The sequence below is a fragment of the Pinibacter aurantiacus genome, assembly GCF_019130065.1.
Classification (GTDB): domain Bacteria; phylum Bacteroidota; class Bacteroidia; order Chitinophagales; family Chitinophagaceae; genus Pinibacter; species Pinibacter aurantiacus.
On sequence record NZ_JAHSPG010000015.1, the window covers coordinates 512,336 to 529,084 of the forward strand.

Sequence of the window (16,749 nt, forward strand, 5' to 3'; positions counted from 1 at the left end):
TCATCATTACCGTGTCGGTTCCTGCAAAATATCGATAAACTCTGCACTTGCTGCTTCCATTTTGTTGGCATTCTTATCTATCTGTGCATTCAAAAAGCTGTAGCCAACATAAGCGATCAGACCGATGATAAGTCCGCTTGCAGAAGTGATCATTTTCACATAAATACCACCGGCAATAGTGCTCAAAGTATATTCACCCGTAGAAGAAATTCCATAAAAAAGTTGCACCATACCCACAATCGTTCCTAAAAACCCGAACATTGGGGCGATACCGGCGATCAAAGACAATGCAGAAAGATTTTTCTCCATCTTGTACATTTCAAGTTTGCCAACATTCTCCATGCTTTTTTCAATGGCGTCGATTGGTTTACCTATGCGCTGCAATCCTTTATCGATCATTCTTGCAACCGGATTGTTGGTATTTTTTGCCAGCGCCCGGGCCGAAGAAATATTGCCCGCTAAAATATTATCACGAATAATGTAAATGAAATTAGGATCCACTTTACTTGCTTTGTTAATAGCGATCCATCTTTCGAAGAAGAAATAAATAGCCAGCACCAAAAGTAAAAACAGCGGAATCATCAAAACACCACCCTGCATAAGCAGGCCCCATAAATTCATTTGAGGTGCGGGACTCGCGGCTGCTGTTGTTGCTGTGTGTGTAGAATCAATCAATCGTTTTGCGGAATCTGTGATCTGCAATAAGAAAATAGTCATGTAAGGCTGTTTATTTGAACAAAAATAAAAGAACTAAGCAAACGATGCTCCAATTCTATGCTCAACGTGAAAAAACACCAATAATTGTTGACAAAAATATGTATTGGCAGAGTGTTAACAATTAGGAATTAGAAATTAGGAGCTAGGAGTTAGATAAGTGAGATTCAATGCAGCTATCTAATTCCTAACTCCTAATTTCTAATTTCTAATTCTTAGTTGCCCGTTCCTGCTTGCTTCACCATCATCGCCTGTATCTGCTTCATCGTTTTCTCCATACCATCTGCACTACCATCCAGGAATATGACGTTTCCTTTGCCATATTCAGCAAAGTTTTTAACGGCCTCTGTCCACATACTGAACAAAATAACGTTTGTATCGAGGTTTGCTTGTTTCATTTCTGCAGCAGCCTGACTCATACCCTTTGCCACTTCTTCACGGAAAAGTGCTACGCCCTGTCCACGCAATCTTGCAGCTTCGCGTTCTGCTTCAGCCGCAATTTTGATAGCATTACCTTCTGCTTCAGCCGCTTTGGTTTTTGTGATCAGCATTGCCTGACCTTCGTTTTCAGCCGCCGCTTTCAGGTTGTTACTCGCCACCACTTTGCTCATACTTTCAAGAATAGCTTTATCAAACGTAATGTCGTTTATCTGCAAATCGATCAGGTGATACCCCCACTCTTCCAGCAAAAGATCGATCTGTTCTTTTACATATTCCACAATCTCTCTTCTCAATGCGAGAATCTCCGCTTGTCTTTTCGTAGCAACAAAAGAACGGATCGTTCCTTCGATGGTTCTGGAAAGCGCTTGCATCAGATCCCTTTCGCTGATGAACTTAAAGGCTACTTTCTTAATTGTTTCATCTTGTTCGTTTTGAACAGCATATAGCAACATGCTTTTAAAGTAAACATTTGCCTGATCAGCTGTTACCGCCTGGAACTCCATTTCCACGGAACGGTTTTGGATAGAAACACGTTTAGTGATCTGATCAAGAAAAGGAACAATAACGTTAAGACCGGGATGTAATACACGCTTGTACTTACCGAAACGCGTAACCACACCAACCGTTCCCTGAGCAATCGTTTTAAGGCCCATTAGAATAACCAATACGATAACGGCCAAAATAATTAAAGGGGTCGAGATCATGATTTAGAATTTTAAAATTGAAAGTACGGCTTTATGGTGAATGGTGAATCGTGAATCGTCAATCGTGAATGGAGAGCCTAAATGATCTATGTTACCTTTCGGTTTTACTTTCATTATTTTCAGGTAGCGAATTGAGAATGACCGGATATGTCTGAGTGACACATTCACGATTCACGTTTCTCCATTCACGATTCACGTGTTAAATTTGAAAAATGAACAATCATTATAACATCATAATTATTGGCGGCGGCCCCATCGGGCTTGCGTGTGCATTGGAGGCGAAAAAGGCAGGACTCGACTACCTCATCATTGAAAAAGGTTGCCTGGTAAATTCGCTGTATAACTATCCCATGAACATGACCTTTTTCTCTACTTCGGAGAAAATTGAAATTGGCGAAATCCCTTTTGTATCCAACAATATAAAGCCCACGAGACCTGAGGCGCTCGAATATTACAGGCGTGTGGCAACTTCCAATCACTTAAAAATCAACCTGCAGGAAAAAGTGGAAAGGGTGAAACAAACCGCAGATCATAACTACGAAGTTGTTACCTCGAAAAACTTCTACTATGCACGGAATGTAATCATCGCAACAGGATTTTATGACATTCCCAACCTGATGAACGTGCCAGGTGAAGATTTACCTAAAGTTGCGCATTACTACAAGGATCCACATTTTTACGCGATGCAAAAAGTGCTCGTCGTAGGTGCCGCAAATTCTGCTGTAGACGCCGCTTTGGAAACCTTCCGCAAGGGTGCTGAAGTGACAATGGTTGTCAAAGGTCCGGCAATTGGCGAAAGGGTAAAATATTGGGTGAAACCAGATATCGAAAACAGGATTAAGGAAGGCGGTATAAAAGCATATTTCAATTCAACGGTCACGGCTATTCGCGGAAAGGATGTGGACATTCAAACTCCTGATGGTATCATAACTGTTCCGAATGATTATGTAATTGCAATGACAGGTTATCAACCAAACTTTGATTTTCTTAAAAACATCGGCATCGAACTTTCAAATGATGCGGATTTGTGTCCTGCTTACAATCCGGATACGATGGAAACAAACTTACCCGGCATTTATCTCGCAGGCGTAGTGTGTGGCGGAATGAATACACACGTGTGGTTCATCGAAAACTCAAGGGTTCATGCAGAGAAGATAGTGAAGGATATTGTGGTGAAGAATAGTAAGCTGGAAGAAGCTTAAGAGAGGCTGCGCCTCCTTTTCTTTTGCCACAGAGGAACAGAGGGCACAGAATTTTAATAAAAACACCTCGTGAAAGGCATAAAAAATTTATATGGTAAACGATAAACATTCACAGTTCAGCCCCCATAAATCAAAGTTTTTCTGCTAACAAAAACTCAGCGCCCTCTGTCCCTCTGTGGCAAAATCCCAAAGCGAAGCTTTTAACTCCTCTCCTCCCACAACCTTGCCAAATGCACCAGCGTTTCCACACTTTTTTGCATGTCTTGTATGCTTACGTATTCGTGTTTGCTGTGTAAAGCCATTTCACCTGTAAATAAATTAGGACAAGGCAGGCCCATGTATGACAGGCGCGAGCCATCTGTTCCGCCGCGTATAATTAGTTTTGCAAAATCAATTCCCGCTCTTTTGATCGCCTCTTCTGCGAGTTGTGTAACCTGCGGGTTTTGATCCAACACTTCCTTCATGTTTCTGTATTGTTCCTTCACCACAAAATCTGCTTTTGCTCCTGGGAATTTTTTGAGTGTAGCTTCCAATTGCTGCTGCAAAAAGGTTTCATACTCTTTCAATTTTGCAGTCTCGAAATCACGGATGATGAAACTCACCGTTACTTTTTCCGCAATCCCTTCGATGTGGATTGGATGAACAAATCCTAATCTTCCTTCGGTAGTTTCCGGCGACAACGCATCTTTGGGCAATGAATCCAAAAAGCTCGCCGCAACTTTCAAAGCATTCACCAGTTTATTTTTCGCCGTTCCCGGATGCGCAATAATGCCGTAGATATTGATGGTAACTCCATCTGCGGAAAAGTTTTCATCTTCCAGCGATCCCAGTTCCCCTCCGTCAAGTGTGTAGCCAAAATCGGCCCCAAGCTTTTTCATATCTACTTTATCCACGCCGCGACCGATTTCTTCATCTGGTGTAAATAGAATTTTAATGTCACCATGTTTTATTTCAGGATGGGTGATCAGGAAATTCGCAAGATCCATGATAATGGCTACGCCAGCCTTGTCATCTGCGCCCAGCAAAGTATTTCCCGATGCAGTGATGATATCATCTCCTATTTTGGTTTTCAAATAAGGATGTTCTTTCGTAGTGATCACTTGTGAATTGTCGTCGGGCAAAATAATATCGCTGCCATCGTAATTTTTATGTACGATCGGCTTTACATCTTTGCCGCTGCAATCCGGCGCTGTATCTACATGTGAGCAGAAACAAATGACAGGAACTTTTTTGTCTGTATTCGGCGGAATTGTTGCGTACACATATCCAAACTCGTCGAGATGTGCATCTTGAATGCCAATAGCTTTTAGCTCCGTTACCAATATACGGCTAAGATCTTTCTGCTTTTCTGATGATGGTTGAGTTTTAGAATGCGGATCGCTCTGGGTGTCTATTTGCACGTATTGTAAAAATCTTTCCGTAACTGTATATTGATAATTTTGGAACATATTTGGATATTTTTGAGCAAATTAACGCATCTATGGAATCTGTCAATCAACAAAAGAGGAGTTTCTTTAAGCAGGGCTGGGTCAGGGCCATTGGTTTGCTGGCTGCTTTTTTATTGATGAATATGGTCATTGGGCTGATATTCGCCGGTTATGTAATTGCCCAACATGCAGAGGAAATGAAAAATGGCACCTTCAATGTACAGGATGTTTTATCCGGACCGTTGTTTCGCCCGCTTGTGCTGCTGATCGTTACAATTATTGGCTTCGGGTTGGTTTGGCTTTTCACCAAATTCTTTGACAAACGTTCCGTTTACTCACTGGGATTTCAATGGAAAGGCTATGCAAGCCAGGCGGGCGTTGGGTTTTCTCTGCCGTTCATTTTACTCGGCATTGGCACACTGATCTTATCTTATTCAAAATACCTCACGTGGACAGATATTCATTTTGATGGAACGTTGTTTTTTATCAATATTGTCCTAATGCTCTTAGTAGCATTTGGGGAAGAACTTGTATTCAGAGGTTATGTGCTCAACAATTTGATGCAGTCACAAAAAAGACGCGTTGCCTTGCTCACCAGTGCTTTGTTATTTGCAACCTTTCATATGGGAAGCCCCGGTGCAAACATCTTACCGTTGATAAATGTATTTCTCGCTGGGTTGGTGCTGGGTGTGAATTACAGCCACACACGAAACCTGTGGTTCGGCATGGCCTTTCATTTTGCATGGAATTTTTTCCAGGGGCCGGTATTGGGTTATAAAGTGAGCGGTAAAGCTTTTGGTAGTGTCTTAGAACAAGATTTACAGGGACCTTCGTTATTAACTGGGGGAAAGTTCGGATTTGAAGGTTCTACGCTTTGCACAGTGATGATGCTGATTACAGCGATCCTATTAGAGTGGTTGTATGTTTCTAAAACAGAGAAAGTGGTGAGTGCTGAGTTGTAAGTGATGAGTAATGAGTTTTGAGTGACTGAAATTGCTAACAACTATAAACTTAAAACAAACAATTCATCACTCATAACTCACTACTCAAAACCAAAATTATTTTTTCGCAACTCGCTTCTTCGCCTGTTGTTGCTGCTGCTTTTTCGCCGCCGCTGCAGCCGCCGCTGCTTCTGCGTCCTGTTGTTTTTTCAGGTCATCAGCATAAACAACGGTGCGTTTCGGGATAATTAATTCATCAGAAATATCACGCATTACTTCTCTCGCATTGATAAGCATACCTTCAGAAATTTCAACAAACTTCCAGGAATTGCCTTCATCTTCAGATTTGCCCACCACGTATGTAGTAACCCACGCTTTGCGGTCCTCGTAATAGACCTCTTTCACTTTTTCCACCACGCACTGCCATGCATTGTCTTTGGCAACAATTTGCAATACTTTTTGGTTAGAGACTTTCTCGCCAATATCCTGGTTAAGCACCATCCAAAGGCGTTCTGCGTAATCAATAACGCCGGCTTTACCGCCCAGGAACTTGATAAGTCCGGGTTGTGTAAGCGACACATACTGATCCCATAATTTGTTTTGATAAGCTTTGTCTAGACTGTCTGCAAAATATGCAGCTCTTTGTTTGATAAATGCACTGTCAATTTCCTGCGCTTTTGAGAAGAGAGGGAATAGAAACAGAAGAACGAATACTCGGGTAAATATTGTTTTCATCGGATCGAATTTGAACACAAAATAAAAAAACTGCTGAAAGAAGCGTATAGTATTAACACTCGACTTTCAGCAGTATTTTATCTATCTGTTCAAACAGAATTAAGGCATAATAATGCGGGACTTGCTACCCACAATCTCCACCAGTTCAAGGTCGAAGATAAGATCTTCACCTGCCAAAGGATGGTTAGCATCAAGAATCACAACATCGTCTTTTACTTCTGAAATAACCACAGGAAACACATGTCCTTCAGCATTATTCAGATTAAGGCGCATTCCTTTTTCAGGAGTCATTCCTTCAGGAAACTGATTGCGTGGAAATTCAATGATCATCTCTGCATTTTTCGGACCATATGCATTGTCAACAGGGATGTTGATTGTTTTTTTCTCACCCACAGCCATACCTGTCACACCATCATCAAAGCCTTTGATCACCATTCCGCTTCCTACTTCAAACTCCAAAGGTTCGCGTCCTTCTGAGCTGTCGAAAGTTGTTCCGTCTGTAAGGCGGCCATGATAATGTACTTTAACTGTATCGCCGCTTTTCACTTGTTGCATAAATTATTTTTTAAAAAATTAACGTTATCAGCTTCTCATTTCTTCTCAACGTCATTGCAATGCGCCCGTAAATAAAAGGAAAGTTCCAGATTCATGAGCTGACACAGCGAAACAGTGAAGAACAAAAGGATGCGAAATACCGGCAAGGTAAGGCCTTTATGTCCAATTTGAAAATTTGAGGATTTGAAAATTTTCAAAATCTTTATGTGTATCATTTCTGAATTTATTGTTAACTCCCGGACATCTCCTGAGCTAATTCCCAAAATGAAAGTTTCAACGAAAGAATTTTCCCCGCCTGCATTCTAAATGACCAATCAAAAGAAATGAGTAGTCGGGCAGGAAATTTTCATATTTTCAAATTCTCAAATTGAAGACATCACCTTCTAACAAATACTATGAGAAAAACGTTTGCAAAAATTGCCCTCTTTTTATTTTTTCTAACATTAGCACTTTCCATCGTCGCGCAAAAAACGGCCATTACTACAGGTGCCGAAAGGCTACAGGAATATCTTCCGTTGCTGAAAGGCAAGTCTGTCGCGGTTTTCGCTAACCAAACGTCCATCGTTGGACATACCCACCTGATTGACACCTTGTTATCAAAAGGCGTGGTTATCAAGAAAATATTTGCTCCGGAACATGGTTTTCGCGGCAATGCAGATGCAGGAGAAAAAGTGCAAAATTCAGTTGACCCTCAAACCGGGATTCCTGTTATTTCATTGTACGGAAGCAAAACAAAACCCACTGCTGAGCAGCTGCAGGATGTGGACATAATTGTATTCGACATACAGGATGTTGGGGTAAGATTTTACACATTTATTTCCTCACTCCAGGACCTCATGGAAAGCGCCATCATGTTTGGCAAGCCTTTGATTGTATTGGACAGGCCAAATCCTAACGGCTTTTATGTTGACGGACCAGTGCTTGACAAAAAATTCAAATCATTTGTTGGCATGCAATCGGTTCCGATTGTATACGGAATGACCATTGGTGAATATGCAAAAATGCTGGTTGGAGAAAATTGGTTTGACGCCAGTGTTAATCAAAAGATTCCTTCTTTCAAGCTAACAGTTATCACTTGTAAAAACTATACCCATAAAAGTCATTACCAATTGCCTGTAAAGCCGTCACCAAACTTGCCAAACGCGCAATCTGTTTATCTCTATCCTTCTATTTGTTTTTTTGAAGGCACGCAAGTAAGCCTGGGACGCGGTACAGACAAGCCTTTCCAGATCTTCGGCAGCCCGGAGTTTCCAAATGATCTTTTCTCATTTACACCACAAAGCGTAGAAGGCGCAAAAAATCCGCCATTGCTTAATCAAAAATGTTATGGCTACGATCTCAGCAAAGTTGATGCGGTGAAAGAAATTGATGGCAAACTTCAACTGAAATGGTTGTTGAAAGCGTACTCATTGTACAAGGAAAAAGACAAGTTTTTTCTCAGCAATAACTTCTTCAACAAACTCGCCGGCAACGACGTGTTGATGCAACAAATCAAAGACGGCAAAACCGAAAAGCAAATCCGCGAGAGCTGGCAGGGAGACTTGAACAAGTTTAAGACCATAAGAAAGAAGTACTTGCTTTACAGCGAGTAATTGAAAATTGAAAATTGAAAATGGGAACGCAGAGTTGTTAGTATCTCCTATCAAAAAATCATATCAAATCATGACAATCTTGAAAATCTGCGTTCCCCCTCATTTTCAACTTTCAACTTTCAATTTTCAATTATAATTTACTTTTGCCTCATGCAGAAAAACATACGAATCGTTTTCATGGGCACTCCGGAATTTGCAGTTGCGTCTTTGGATGCGCTTGTAGGTGCAGGTTATAATATTGTGGGCGTTGTTACAGCGCCCGACAAGCCCGCCGGGCGCGGCATGAAGCTGACGGAGAGTGCTGTGAAAAAATATGCGGTTGAAAAGGGATTGCATATCCTTCAACCCGAAAAGCTGAAGAACCCCGAGTTCCTAGAACAACTGCGTTCGTTAAATGCGGATCTGCAAGTTGTTGTGGCGTTTCGTATGTTGCCCGAGATCGTTTGGAACATGCCACCAATGGGCACTATAAATGTGCATGGCTCTCTGTTGCCACAATATCGCGGTGCGGCGCCCATTAACTGGGCGGTGATCAATGGTGAAAAAGAAACCGGCGTTACCACGTTTAAGTTGCAGCACGAAATCGATACCGGTAATATTCTTCTGCAGGATCGCTTTCCTATTTCAGAAAATGACACGGCCGGTGAAGTGCATGATCGCATGAAAGAAGTTGGTGCAAATCTTTTGGTGAAAACAGTTGATGGCCTGGTAAACAACAGCCTGAAAGAAATTGAGCAAGACACAACAAGTGAACTTAAACACGCACCGAAAATATTTACAGAAACATGTAAAATCGATTGGTCGAATTCTACGGATGCAGTGCACAATCAAATTCGCGGCCTCTCTCCCTACCCCGCCGCGTTCACACAACTGGACGGCAAAACCTTAAAAATATATGCTGCCAAAAAAGAGCACAGCAAACACCCGGACACGCCCGGAACCATCAGCACCGACAAAAAAACATTCCTGAAATTCGCCACCGCAGACGGTTACATTTCTGTTCAAGAAATTCAATTGGAAGGAAAGAAGCGGATGGGCGTGGAAGATTTTTTGCGCGGCTACCGATAGCCCAATTTGAAAATTTGAAAATGTGCTAATTTGAAAATTCTTCTAGTGCTACTTCGAAAGCATTTAATAATTTCTCCGCTGTTCAAGGAGTAACTATTCTTAGTGAAAGTACCACCCAAAGAATTTTCAAATTTTCAAATTAGCACATTTTCAAATTATGTAGCTTCAAACCACAGGGGCTTTTCATCATTCCAATCTCCATTGTAATTAATAAAAAGCTCTTCCCCGGGTTCTATGTCGCGAACGGTTTTTATGTAAATGAGGTGCTCGTCGAAATCCATTTCGTATTCGCAATTGCTTACGAAACTGTGGTTATACATCGGCACATAGCCAAGGGCCATGCAGCATTGATTTCTTTCTGTGCCCCATTCAAAAATATAATCGTGCAGCAGGGTTTGATCAAGCAGTTTCCTGTCGTTTGCATCCATCACAATCACAGGTGCCACCTCGATAACAGTTTTCGCTTCCAGCCGCTCCGAAGTAAAAACACCCTTTCCCATATTTTCAGTTAGAGAGATAAATAAACAAGGCAGGATCATGATTGTAATTAAAATATTTTTTCTGCTGCAATTTGCAGAAATTTGCCCGTATTTTTCCGAAGAAATTGGCGAACCGGTAGAGACAAGGCAGTGCCTTGTCTTGTAGTTATTAACGAGAACGATAAACCAGCAGTAGCATGTCTTTAGAGTTAGAAACACAAAGCATCCGCGAACAGTTTGAACAAATTATTCAAACTGAAGATAAACTGCAGATCAAAGACTTCCTGAATAAGCAAAAAATTAGTGATGTAGCTGATCTGGTATATGAATATGAGGATTATGCGGAAAAAATTATTGGTGGCATGAGTGTGCACAGGGCAGCCAGCGTTTTTAAAATTCTGGACCTGGGTGTGCAAAAGACGATCATCAAAGAACTTCCCCCCTCCAAAACCGCCGAACTACTGAACGAGTTGCCCGCCGATGACCGCACGGATTTTTTGGAAGAGCTTCCCAAAAGTGCCATCCGCGACCTCATCAAACTGCTTGATCCGGAAGAAATCAAAATCACCCTTTCTTTATTGGGTTACCCTGAGGACAGCGTAGGGAGGCTGATGACGCCGGACTACGTCTACATTTACGAATATTTTACGGTAGAACAGGTTCTCGCAACCATCAGGAAGCATGGTAAAAACAGTGAGACGGTTGACGTCATCTATGTGATCAATGAAAAAGGCGAACTGATTGATGATATTAAGATCCGCGACATCATTCTTGCAACTCCCGACCAGCGGGTAAACGACATATTGGATGGCCGTATTGTTGCACTTAAAGCGACCGATGACCAGGAACACGCCAGCCAGGTGTTTAAAATGAACAACCGTGTGGCGCTTCCGGTGGTTGATGACAATAATGTATTGCTGGGCATCGTAACCATCGATGATATGCTTTGGGTAGCCAACGAAGAATACAGCGAGGACATTCAAAAAATCGGGGGTACCGAAGCCCTGGACGAACCCTATCTGGATATTCCCATTATAAAACTGGTGAAGAAAAGAGCCGGTTGGTTAATCATTCTTTTCCTCGGCGAAATGTTAACCGCAACCGCCATGCAGCATTTCCAGGACGAAATCAGCAAAGCGCTTGTTCTTTCGTTGTTTATTCCCCTTATCATGAGTAGCGGCGGCAACAGTGGCTCCCAAGCCTCTACTTTGATCATCCAGGCGATGGCTTTAGGAGAAATCCATATTGCCGACTGGTGGAGAGTAATGCGCAGGGAAATTATTTCGGGTCTTTTATTGGGCGTAGTGCTCGGAAGCATTGGTTATCTGCGTATTATAATATGGCAAAACCTTCACGTTTTCGACTACGGCATCCACTGGCATCTCGTTGCGGTGACCATTTTCTTTTCCTTAATAGGCATTGTGCTCTGGGGAAGTTTGATGGGGTCCATGCTGCCAATTGTTCTCAAAAGATGTAAACTCGACCCCGCAACGTCTTCGGCACCGTTCGTTGCCACCTTGGTAGACGTTACCGGTATTGTTATCTATTTCTCTGTAGCCTTTATGGTTTTAAAAGGAGTGCTTTTATAAGCTAAAGGCTTAATGCTGAATGCCTAACGCAAGGGCAATGGTGCGGGTAGACTAAACTGTCGCGCACAAGCGTTTAGCGTTAAGCTTTTATAAACCGAACGCCCAATGCAAAATGTTTTAAACATCCTGCATTGGGCGTTTCTTATAGTAATCACTATTTTAAGGCGCTTTCTATTGAGAAGGCCATCCTACCTAAGCAGAATGGCCTCTAACGATTGCTTGCCTTATAAAAAATAGATACTATTTTTTCAAAGAATCAACTTTAGCTTTAGCTGAATCAACTACAGCTTTAGCAGTAGAGTCGATAGTAGCTTTTGCGCTGTCAGCAACTGCAGTTACTGCAGAATCAGTAGCTTTTACTGTTGAATCAGCAGATTTAGTTTCTGTAGAAGCAGAGTTGTTACAAGCTGCGAATGCGCCGATAGCTAAAACTACGAATAACTTTTTCATGTGAGTTTCTTTGTTTTGTTTAATGAATGATTTCATGTTTATACTCAGATTTGAAAAAGGTAACCCCAACCTGAAAAATATTTTTTTATAATTTTTTGTGGGTGACTATTTGTTATTTTGGGTATTAAAAATTGAGTTAAGCGTGTGATTACAGATTCCAACGAAAAATTATTGCTTGAAGGACTGGCGAAAGACGACAAAACGGCCATTGAGACGATTTATAAACAGAATTATAATACTATTCAGGCTTTTATACTGAACAATAACGGTTCCGTGGATGATGCAAGGGACCTTTTTCAGGAAGCCATTATAGTATTGTATGAAAAGGCAAAAAGGGGCGATTTTGAACTTAGTTGCCAAATAAAAACCTATTTATATTCTGTTACAAGGCGACTTTGGCTAAAAAGACTGCAGTCTCAACAAAGATTCAGTGGTGAGATCAATCATCTGGCAGAAGTGGTTCCTGTGGAAGACGAACTGGACAGACACAATCAGAAGGCACAGGAATTTGAAATGATGGAAAAAGCGCTGAGTAGTATCGGCGAACCCTGCAAAAGTTTACTCGAAGCATATTATCTGCAAAAGAGAAATATGGAGGAAATAGCAGGAAACTTTGGATACACAAATGCAAACAATGCAAAAAATCAGAAGTATAAATGCCTGATGCGTTTGAAAAAGATATTTTTTGCACAATATAAAAACGAGGACTAATAATGGAAGAACTCCAATTATTGGAAGCTGTTGAAAGGTATCTCTCCGGAGAAATGACCCCGGAAGAAGTGACAAACTTTGAGCAACTCCGTAAAAATGACCCAAGCGTAGATCAAATGGTGGTGCAGCACACAATGTTCCTGCATCAGCTAACCAGTTTTGGTGAAAACAAATCACTGAAACACAATATTCAAAATATTCACCAGCAATTGTTGCAGGACGGTGACATTCAAGAAGTTCAACCAAAAGCAAAAGTGGTGAGCTTCCTGAAAAAATACCGCAAGGTATTGGCAGCCGCAGCTTCTATTGCAGGTATCATAGCTTTATCTATCAGCGGCCTGGTAGCTTACTTAACACCAAAAAGAACGGTTAACGAAATTGAGCAACTGAAAAGAGAATTGTACTCTGTAAAAGTTTCTCAAAAACAAACCCAGAACGAAATCAATAGCTTTAAAAACGGCTCTTTCAAACCACCCGCAACCGGGTTTGGTGGTACCGGATTTCTTATCGATGGCAGAGGTTACATTGTAACCAGCGCTCACGTCGTGGCAAAATCCGATTCTGTTTACGTGCTTAGCAAAGACAATTACTACAAAGCAGCAATTGTAATCGCTGACGAAAACACAGATATCGCGATCCTAAAGATCATTGATGGCCGTTTTCAGCCTTATAAAAACCTGCCTTACTCCATTCACAAAGGAAGTTCTGATCTCGGTGAATCTATTTTCACATTGGGTTTCCCAAGAACTGAAATGGTGTACAACCAGGGTTATTTAAGTGCAAAGACAGGTTATAAGGGCGACTCTTCTGCTTACCAGATTGCTATTTCTGCAAACCCAGGTAACTCCGGCGGACCAATTTTCAACGAAGCCGGTGAAGTGATAGGTGTACTGAGCGGCAAGCAAACAACGGCTGAAGGCGTTGTGTTCAGCAGCAAAGCAAAAAATATCATCAAAATATTGGAAGAAGCGAAAAAGGCTGATAGTACCAATAATATTAAATTGAATTACGCTTCCAGCTTAAAAAATATGGATCGTAAACAGCAGGTGAAGAAAATTGAGGATTGCATTTTTAATGTGTTGAGCTACTAAATTTTTTGTTTAGCAAGTCTCTTTAATCCCTAAGTATATAAGAAAAGCTCTCTTAATTGAGAGCTTTTTCATTTGGCTTCGACAGGCTCAGCCTGACACTCCGCTTACGCTGTCAAGCTGAGCTTGTCGAAGCTTTGTTGCACAAATGTGCCGTCCGACTATTAGATTAACTGTTCCACAAACTTGTTGGGTACTCTCCCGCTTTTACCAGTTTGTCAATGCTTGACTGAACGCCAGGGGCATCTTCTTTGTATGTTACTCCAAACCATTTTGATGAAGTAGTAATCACATCGATAACGCCGTAGCCATCTGTGATGAATCTATCCGCCATAGCCGGCATTAAATATTCAGATTTTGGATTGGAAATATTGTGATCGAGGAACTGTCCGAATTTGTTTTTGCACAGCTCAATGAAGTTAGGCGCAAAGCAAAAGAAATTCATTCCCACAATGGTATTTTCTGCCAGCTCTTCTTTCCCGGTTTCTTCTTCAAATACAATCTGGCCGTTGTCTCTGTAAATCTTTGTTCTTTCAGTGATACCCACCATTTCTTTCTTTTCGTTCGTTGCGATAACACCTCTGCTCACACTGCCATTTTCACTTAATGTGTTTGCCAATTCATATGCTATTACTGCATATTTTTTATCGGAAACATCTGTAGTTAAAAATTTGTAAGCTTTCTTATATGCATCCTGTCCATAAAAATCATCTGCATTGATAACAGCAAATGGCTCCTTCACTTTATCAAAAGCACAAAGGATGGCGTGTGCTGTTCCCCAGGGTTTTTTTCTGTCCTCAGGAATATTGTAACCTTCTGTTCCAGTGCTCAACTCCTGGTACACGTAGTCTGTTTCTATTTTGCCCTTTAGTTTAGGTTCGAATATTGCTTTGAAATCATCCGCAAAATCTTTCCTTATGATAAATACAACTTTTTTAAAACCGGCACGGATTGCATCGTAAATTGAATAATCCATTATAGTTTCGCCACTAGGTCCAAACGGCTGAATTTGCTTCATACTTCCATATCTAGATGCCATACCGGCTGCCAGGATCAATAAGGTTGGTTGCTGCATTACTGTTGTTTTTTGTTTCGGCCGCTAAGATAATATTAGTTTTAAATGAAAAAACACCCGAACGTGAGCGTGAACAATTTAATCAATTATAAAAACGCGGTCATCGAAAATATTTCAAACGCATTTGATAGCAAAAATGTGGCCAGTGTAGACATATTACGATTAGACCAAATACACAACGTTATCTCTGGCAACAAATGGTATAAATTAAAATACTATTTAGAAAATGCAAAGGATAAGCAACGCATCATAACCTTTGGCGGGGCCTATTCAAATCATATTGTCGCCACTGCTTTTGCCGCAAAAATGATGGGCATAGAAAGTATTGGAATTGTACGTGGTGAAGAACCTGCAACCTACTCGCCTACTTTACAAGACGCGGTGGACTATGGCATGCGCCTGATTTTTGTGCCTCGCGAAAGCTATAAAAACCGAAACGATATTTTAGATAAAATTAATATTGACAGAACCGAAAGCATTGTTATAGACGAGGGTGGGTTTGGCGAAACCGGAGTAAAAGGCGCTGCAGATATTTTGCAACATGTGCCCGATCTTGCTGTTTACACCCATATTCTATGTGCAGTCGGCACAGGTACAATGATGGCCGGAATTGTTCGTTCGGCTTTGCCGCAACAGCATGTAATTGGCGTTAGTGCAATTAAAGGCGCAGATGAACTATCCCCCGTAGTTTTTTCCTTTCAGCATATACCGCACGCTTCCTTCGAAATAAATTTCAACTATCATCATGGAGGCTATGCGAAAAAAACACCCGCACTGATCGATTTCATGAATAAATTTCATCATAAAACAGGTATTCCAACAGACTTCGTTTACTCTGGCAAACTTCTGTTTGCTGTAAATGAACTGATTAAAGAGAATTATTTTCCGCAAAACAGTTCTTTACTTGTCATTCACTGCGGAGGAATTCAGGGAAACAGATCATTACCTGTGGGAATGTTGAAATTTTAATCTGATCAAATCCATTTTTTAACCGACTGCTAAAACCATGTCCATTATATTTGCGTATTGTTTCAAAAATTACAGTTGATTTCATGCTGAGGGCCGTACTTTTTACCTTTTTTATTCTTTTTTCTTCTATTCTCATTTATGGGCAAGACACGCTGCCTTCTATTTCTGTAGTGAAAAAATCGAAGAGTAAAATTTTAATCAGCTGGATCAACCCCTACAAGAAAGACGCCGTGAAGCAATTAAGCATCCAGCGTTCCTACGATAGTAAAAAGCTATTCAAAACAATTATCACCATGCCTGATCCAACCACGCCGCAAAACGGTTTTTTGGATACACAGGCACCAAACGATAGCATGTACTATAGAATGTATGTGCAAATGGATAGTGGCAAGTACGAATTTAGCAAGGCAAAAAGGCCAGTACCAGATACAAGTGCAGCCACAACAAATGGCGATGACAAAAAATATGAAACCGCGATAACAACGAACCGCCCAACTCGTGAAACGCCCAATGCACGTGTAACACAGCCCGCTCCGCCGGAAAAAATCATCGTTATTAAAAAAGCTGATAGCGTGGTGGCATTCGTGCCTGAGCGTCAGTTTAAGCGCTATAAAGATTCCCTCAACTACAAAACGAGAGATACGATATATCTTGAAACGAACGACACTTTAATGATCAGGCCCTTTGTGCCGAAGGAAGTGTTCCGCGTGTCAAAATATGTTTTCACGGAAAAAGAGGGACGTGTAAAAATCTCACTGCCGGATGCAACGGATAAAAAGTACAGTGTTAAATTTTACGAAGAAGACAGCACATTCCTGTTTGAAATTAAAAAGGTAGCTGAACCCGTATTAATGCTCGATAAATCCAATTTCATTCATGCCGGATGGTTCCGTTTTGAACTGTATGAAGACGGACATCTGAAAGAGAAACAGAAGTTGTATATACCGAAGGATTTTTAGTGGGGTTGTTTGTTGTTAGTTAATAGTTGTTAGGCTTTATGTGAAGCTTA

17 protein-coding genes are annotated in these 16,749 nt (G+C 41.2%); 9 read left to right on the plus strand and 8 right to left on the minus strand.

The window, feature by feature from the left end:
* Nucleotides 1-6 precede the first annotated feature (6 nt).
* Together KTO63_RS20530 and KTO63_RS20535 are read right to left on the minus strand one after the other, a co-directional pair.
* Entirely contained in the window at nucleotides 7-717 is a 711-nt protein-coding gene (locus KTO63_RS20530) for a MotA/TolQ/ExbB proton channel family protein (RefSeq protein WP_217793828.1), read from the minus strand.
* A 212-nt stretch (nucleotides 718-929) separates the two neighbouring features.
* Complete coding sequence (locus KTO63_RS20535; RefSeq protein WP_217793829.1) at nucleotides 930-1,859, minus strand: SPFH domain-containing protein; 930 nt, start codon at nucleotides 1,857-1,859, stop codon at nucleotides 930-932.
* 212 nt (nucleotides 1,860-2,071) lie between these two features.
* Between KTO63_RS20535 and KTO63_RS20540 the strand changes: the two genes are divergently transcribed.
* Nucleotides 2,072-3,061: a YpdA family putative bacillithiol disulfide reductase gene (locus KTO63_RS20540; protein WP_217793830.1), complete on the plus strand. Its 990-nt coding sequence runs from the start codon at nucleotides 2,072-2,074 to the stop codon at nucleotides 3,059-3,061.
* A gap of 200 nt (nucleotides 3,062-3,261) precedes the next feature.
* Here the strand turns inward: KTO63_RS20540 and pepT are convergent, their stop codons facing one another.
* Nucleotides 3,262-4,509, minus strand: a complete 1,248-nt coding sequence (gene pepT / locus KTO63_RS20545) for a peptidase T (protein ID WP_217793831.1) — start codon at nucleotides 4,507-4,509, stop codon at nucleotides 3,262-3,264.
* A 32-nt stretch (nucleotides 4,510-4,541) separates the two neighbouring features.
* Between pepT and KTO63_RS20550 the strand changes: the two genes are divergently transcribed.
* Nucleotides 4,542-5,450, plus strand: a complete 909-nt coding sequence (locus KTO63_RS20550) for a CPBP family intramembrane glutamic endopeptidase (RefSeq protein WP_217793832.1) — start codon at nucleotides 4,542-4,544, stop codon at nucleotides 5,448-5,450.
* Nucleotides 5,451-5,546: 96 nt separating this feature from the next.
* Here KTO63_RS20550 and KTO63_RS20555 read toward each other — a convergent pair whose 3' ends face one another.
* The gene (locus KTO63_RS20555; RefSeq protein WP_217793833.1) at nucleotides 5,547-6,164 is read right to left on the minus strand and encodes a hypothetical protein; all 618 of its coding nucleotides are present in this window, start codon (nucleotides 6,162-6,164) and stop codon (nucleotides 5,547-5,549) included.
* A 99-nt stretch (nucleotides 6,165-6,263) separates the two neighbouring features.
* Nucleotides 6,264-6,719, minus strand: coding sequence for an FKBP-type peptidyl-prolyl cis-trans isomerase (locus KTO63_RS20560; RefSeq protein ID WP_217793834.1), 456 nt, complete (start codon nucleotides 6,717-6,719; stop codon nucleotides 6,264-6,266).
* Between the two features lie 395 nt (nucleotides 6,720-7,114).
* Between KTO63_RS20560 and KTO63_RS20565 the strand changes: the two genes are divergently transcribed.
* Together KTO63_RS20565 and fmt are read left to right on the plus strand one after the other, a co-directional pair.
* The gene (locus tag KTO63_RS20565; RefSeq protein ID WP_217793835.1) at nucleotides 7,115-8,311 is read left to right on the plus strand and encodes an exo-beta-N-acetylmuramidase NamZ family protein; all 1,197 of its coding nucleotides are present in this window, start codon (nucleotides 7,115-7,117) and stop codon (nucleotides 8,309-8,311) included.
* A gap of 150 nt (nucleotides 8,312-8,461) precedes the next feature.
* The gene (gene fmt, locus KTO63_RS20570) at nucleotides 8,462-9,379 is read left to right on the plus strand and encodes a methionyl-tRNA formyltransferase (protein WP_232373261.1); all 918 of its coding nucleotides are present in this window, start codon (nucleotides 8,462-8,464) and stop codon (nucleotides 9,377-9,379) included.
* Between the two features lie 155 nt (nucleotides 9,380-9,534).
* On the opposite strand, the gene KTO63_RS20575 is transcribed toward fmt, so the two are convergent.
* The gene (locus tag KTO63_RS20575; protein WP_232373262.1) at nucleotides 9,535-9,879 is read right to left on the minus strand and encodes an SET domain-containing protein-lysine N-methyltransferase; all 345 of its coding nucleotides are present in this window, start codon (nucleotides 9,877-9,879) and stop codon (nucleotides 9,535-9,537) included.
* A 176-nt stretch (nucleotides 9,880-10,055) separates the two neighbouring features.
* On the opposite strand from KTO63_RS20575, the gene mgtE reads away from it, so the two are divergent.
* Nucleotides 10,056-11,447, plus strand: coding sequence for a magnesium transporter (gene mgtE / locus KTO63_RS20580; RefSeq protein WP_217793837.1), 1,392 nt, complete (start codon nucleotides 10,056-10,058; stop codon nucleotides 11,445-11,447).
* Between the two features lie 240 nt (nucleotides 11,448-11,687).
* On the opposite strand, the gene KTO63_RS20585 is transcribed toward mgtE, so the two are convergent.
* Nucleotides 11,688-11,933, minus strand: coding sequence for a hypothetical protein (locus KTO63_RS20585; protein ID WP_217793838.1), 246 nt, complete (start codon nucleotides 11,931-11,933; stop codon nucleotides 11,688-11,690).
* A 108-nt stretch (nucleotides 11,934-12,041) separates the two neighbouring features.
* Between KTO63_RS20585 and KTO63_RS20590 the strand changes: the two genes are divergently transcribed.
* Together KTO63_RS20590 and KTO63_RS20595 are read left to right on the plus strand one after the other, a co-directional pair.
* Nucleotides 12,042-12,608 carry an RNA polymerase sigma factor gene (locus tag KTO63_RS20590; protein ID WP_217793839.1) on the plus strand — a complete coding sequence of 189 codons (567 nt, stop codon included), beginning with the start codon at nucleotides 12,042-12,044 and terminating at the stop codon, nucleotides 12,606-12,608.
* Between the two features lie 2 nt (nucleotides 12,609-12,610).
* Entirely contained in the window at nucleotides 12,611-13,699 is a 1,089-nt protein-coding gene (locus KTO63_RS20595; RefSeq protein ID WP_217793840.1) for a S1C family serine protease, read from the plus strand.
* A 166-nt stretch (nucleotides 13,700-13,865) separates the two neighbouring features.
* Here KTO63_RS20595 and KTO63_RS20600 read toward each other — a convergent pair whose 3' ends face one another.
* On the minus strand, nucleotides 13,866-14,771 hold the full coding sequence (locus KTO63_RS20600; protein WP_217793841.1) for a nucleotidyltransferase family protein: 906 nt from the start codon (nucleotides 14,769-14,771) through the stop codon (nucleotides 13,866-13,868).
* A 45-nt stretch (nucleotides 14,772-14,816) separates the two neighbouring features.
* On the opposite strand from KTO63_RS20600, the gene KTO63_RS20605 reads away from it, so the two are divergent.
* Together KTO63_RS20605 and KTO63_RS20610 are read left to right on the plus strand one after the other, a co-directional pair.
* The gene (locus KTO63_RS20605) at nucleotides 14,817-15,740 is read left to right on the plus strand and encodes a 1-aminocyclopropane-1-carboxylate deaminase/D-cysteine desulfhydrase (RefSeq protein ID WP_217793842.1); all 924 of its coding nucleotides are present in this window, start codon (nucleotides 14,817-14,819) and stop codon (nucleotides 15,738-15,740) included.
* Between the two features lie 83 nt (nucleotides 15,741-15,823).
* Nucleotides 15,824-16,699 (plus strand): hypothetical protein, encoded by an 876-nt coding sequence (locus KTO63_RS20610; protein ID WP_217793843.1) that lies wholly within the window; start codon nucleotides 15,824-15,826, stop codon nucleotides 16,697-16,699.
* Nucleotides 16,700-16,749: the final 50 nt, after the last annotated feature.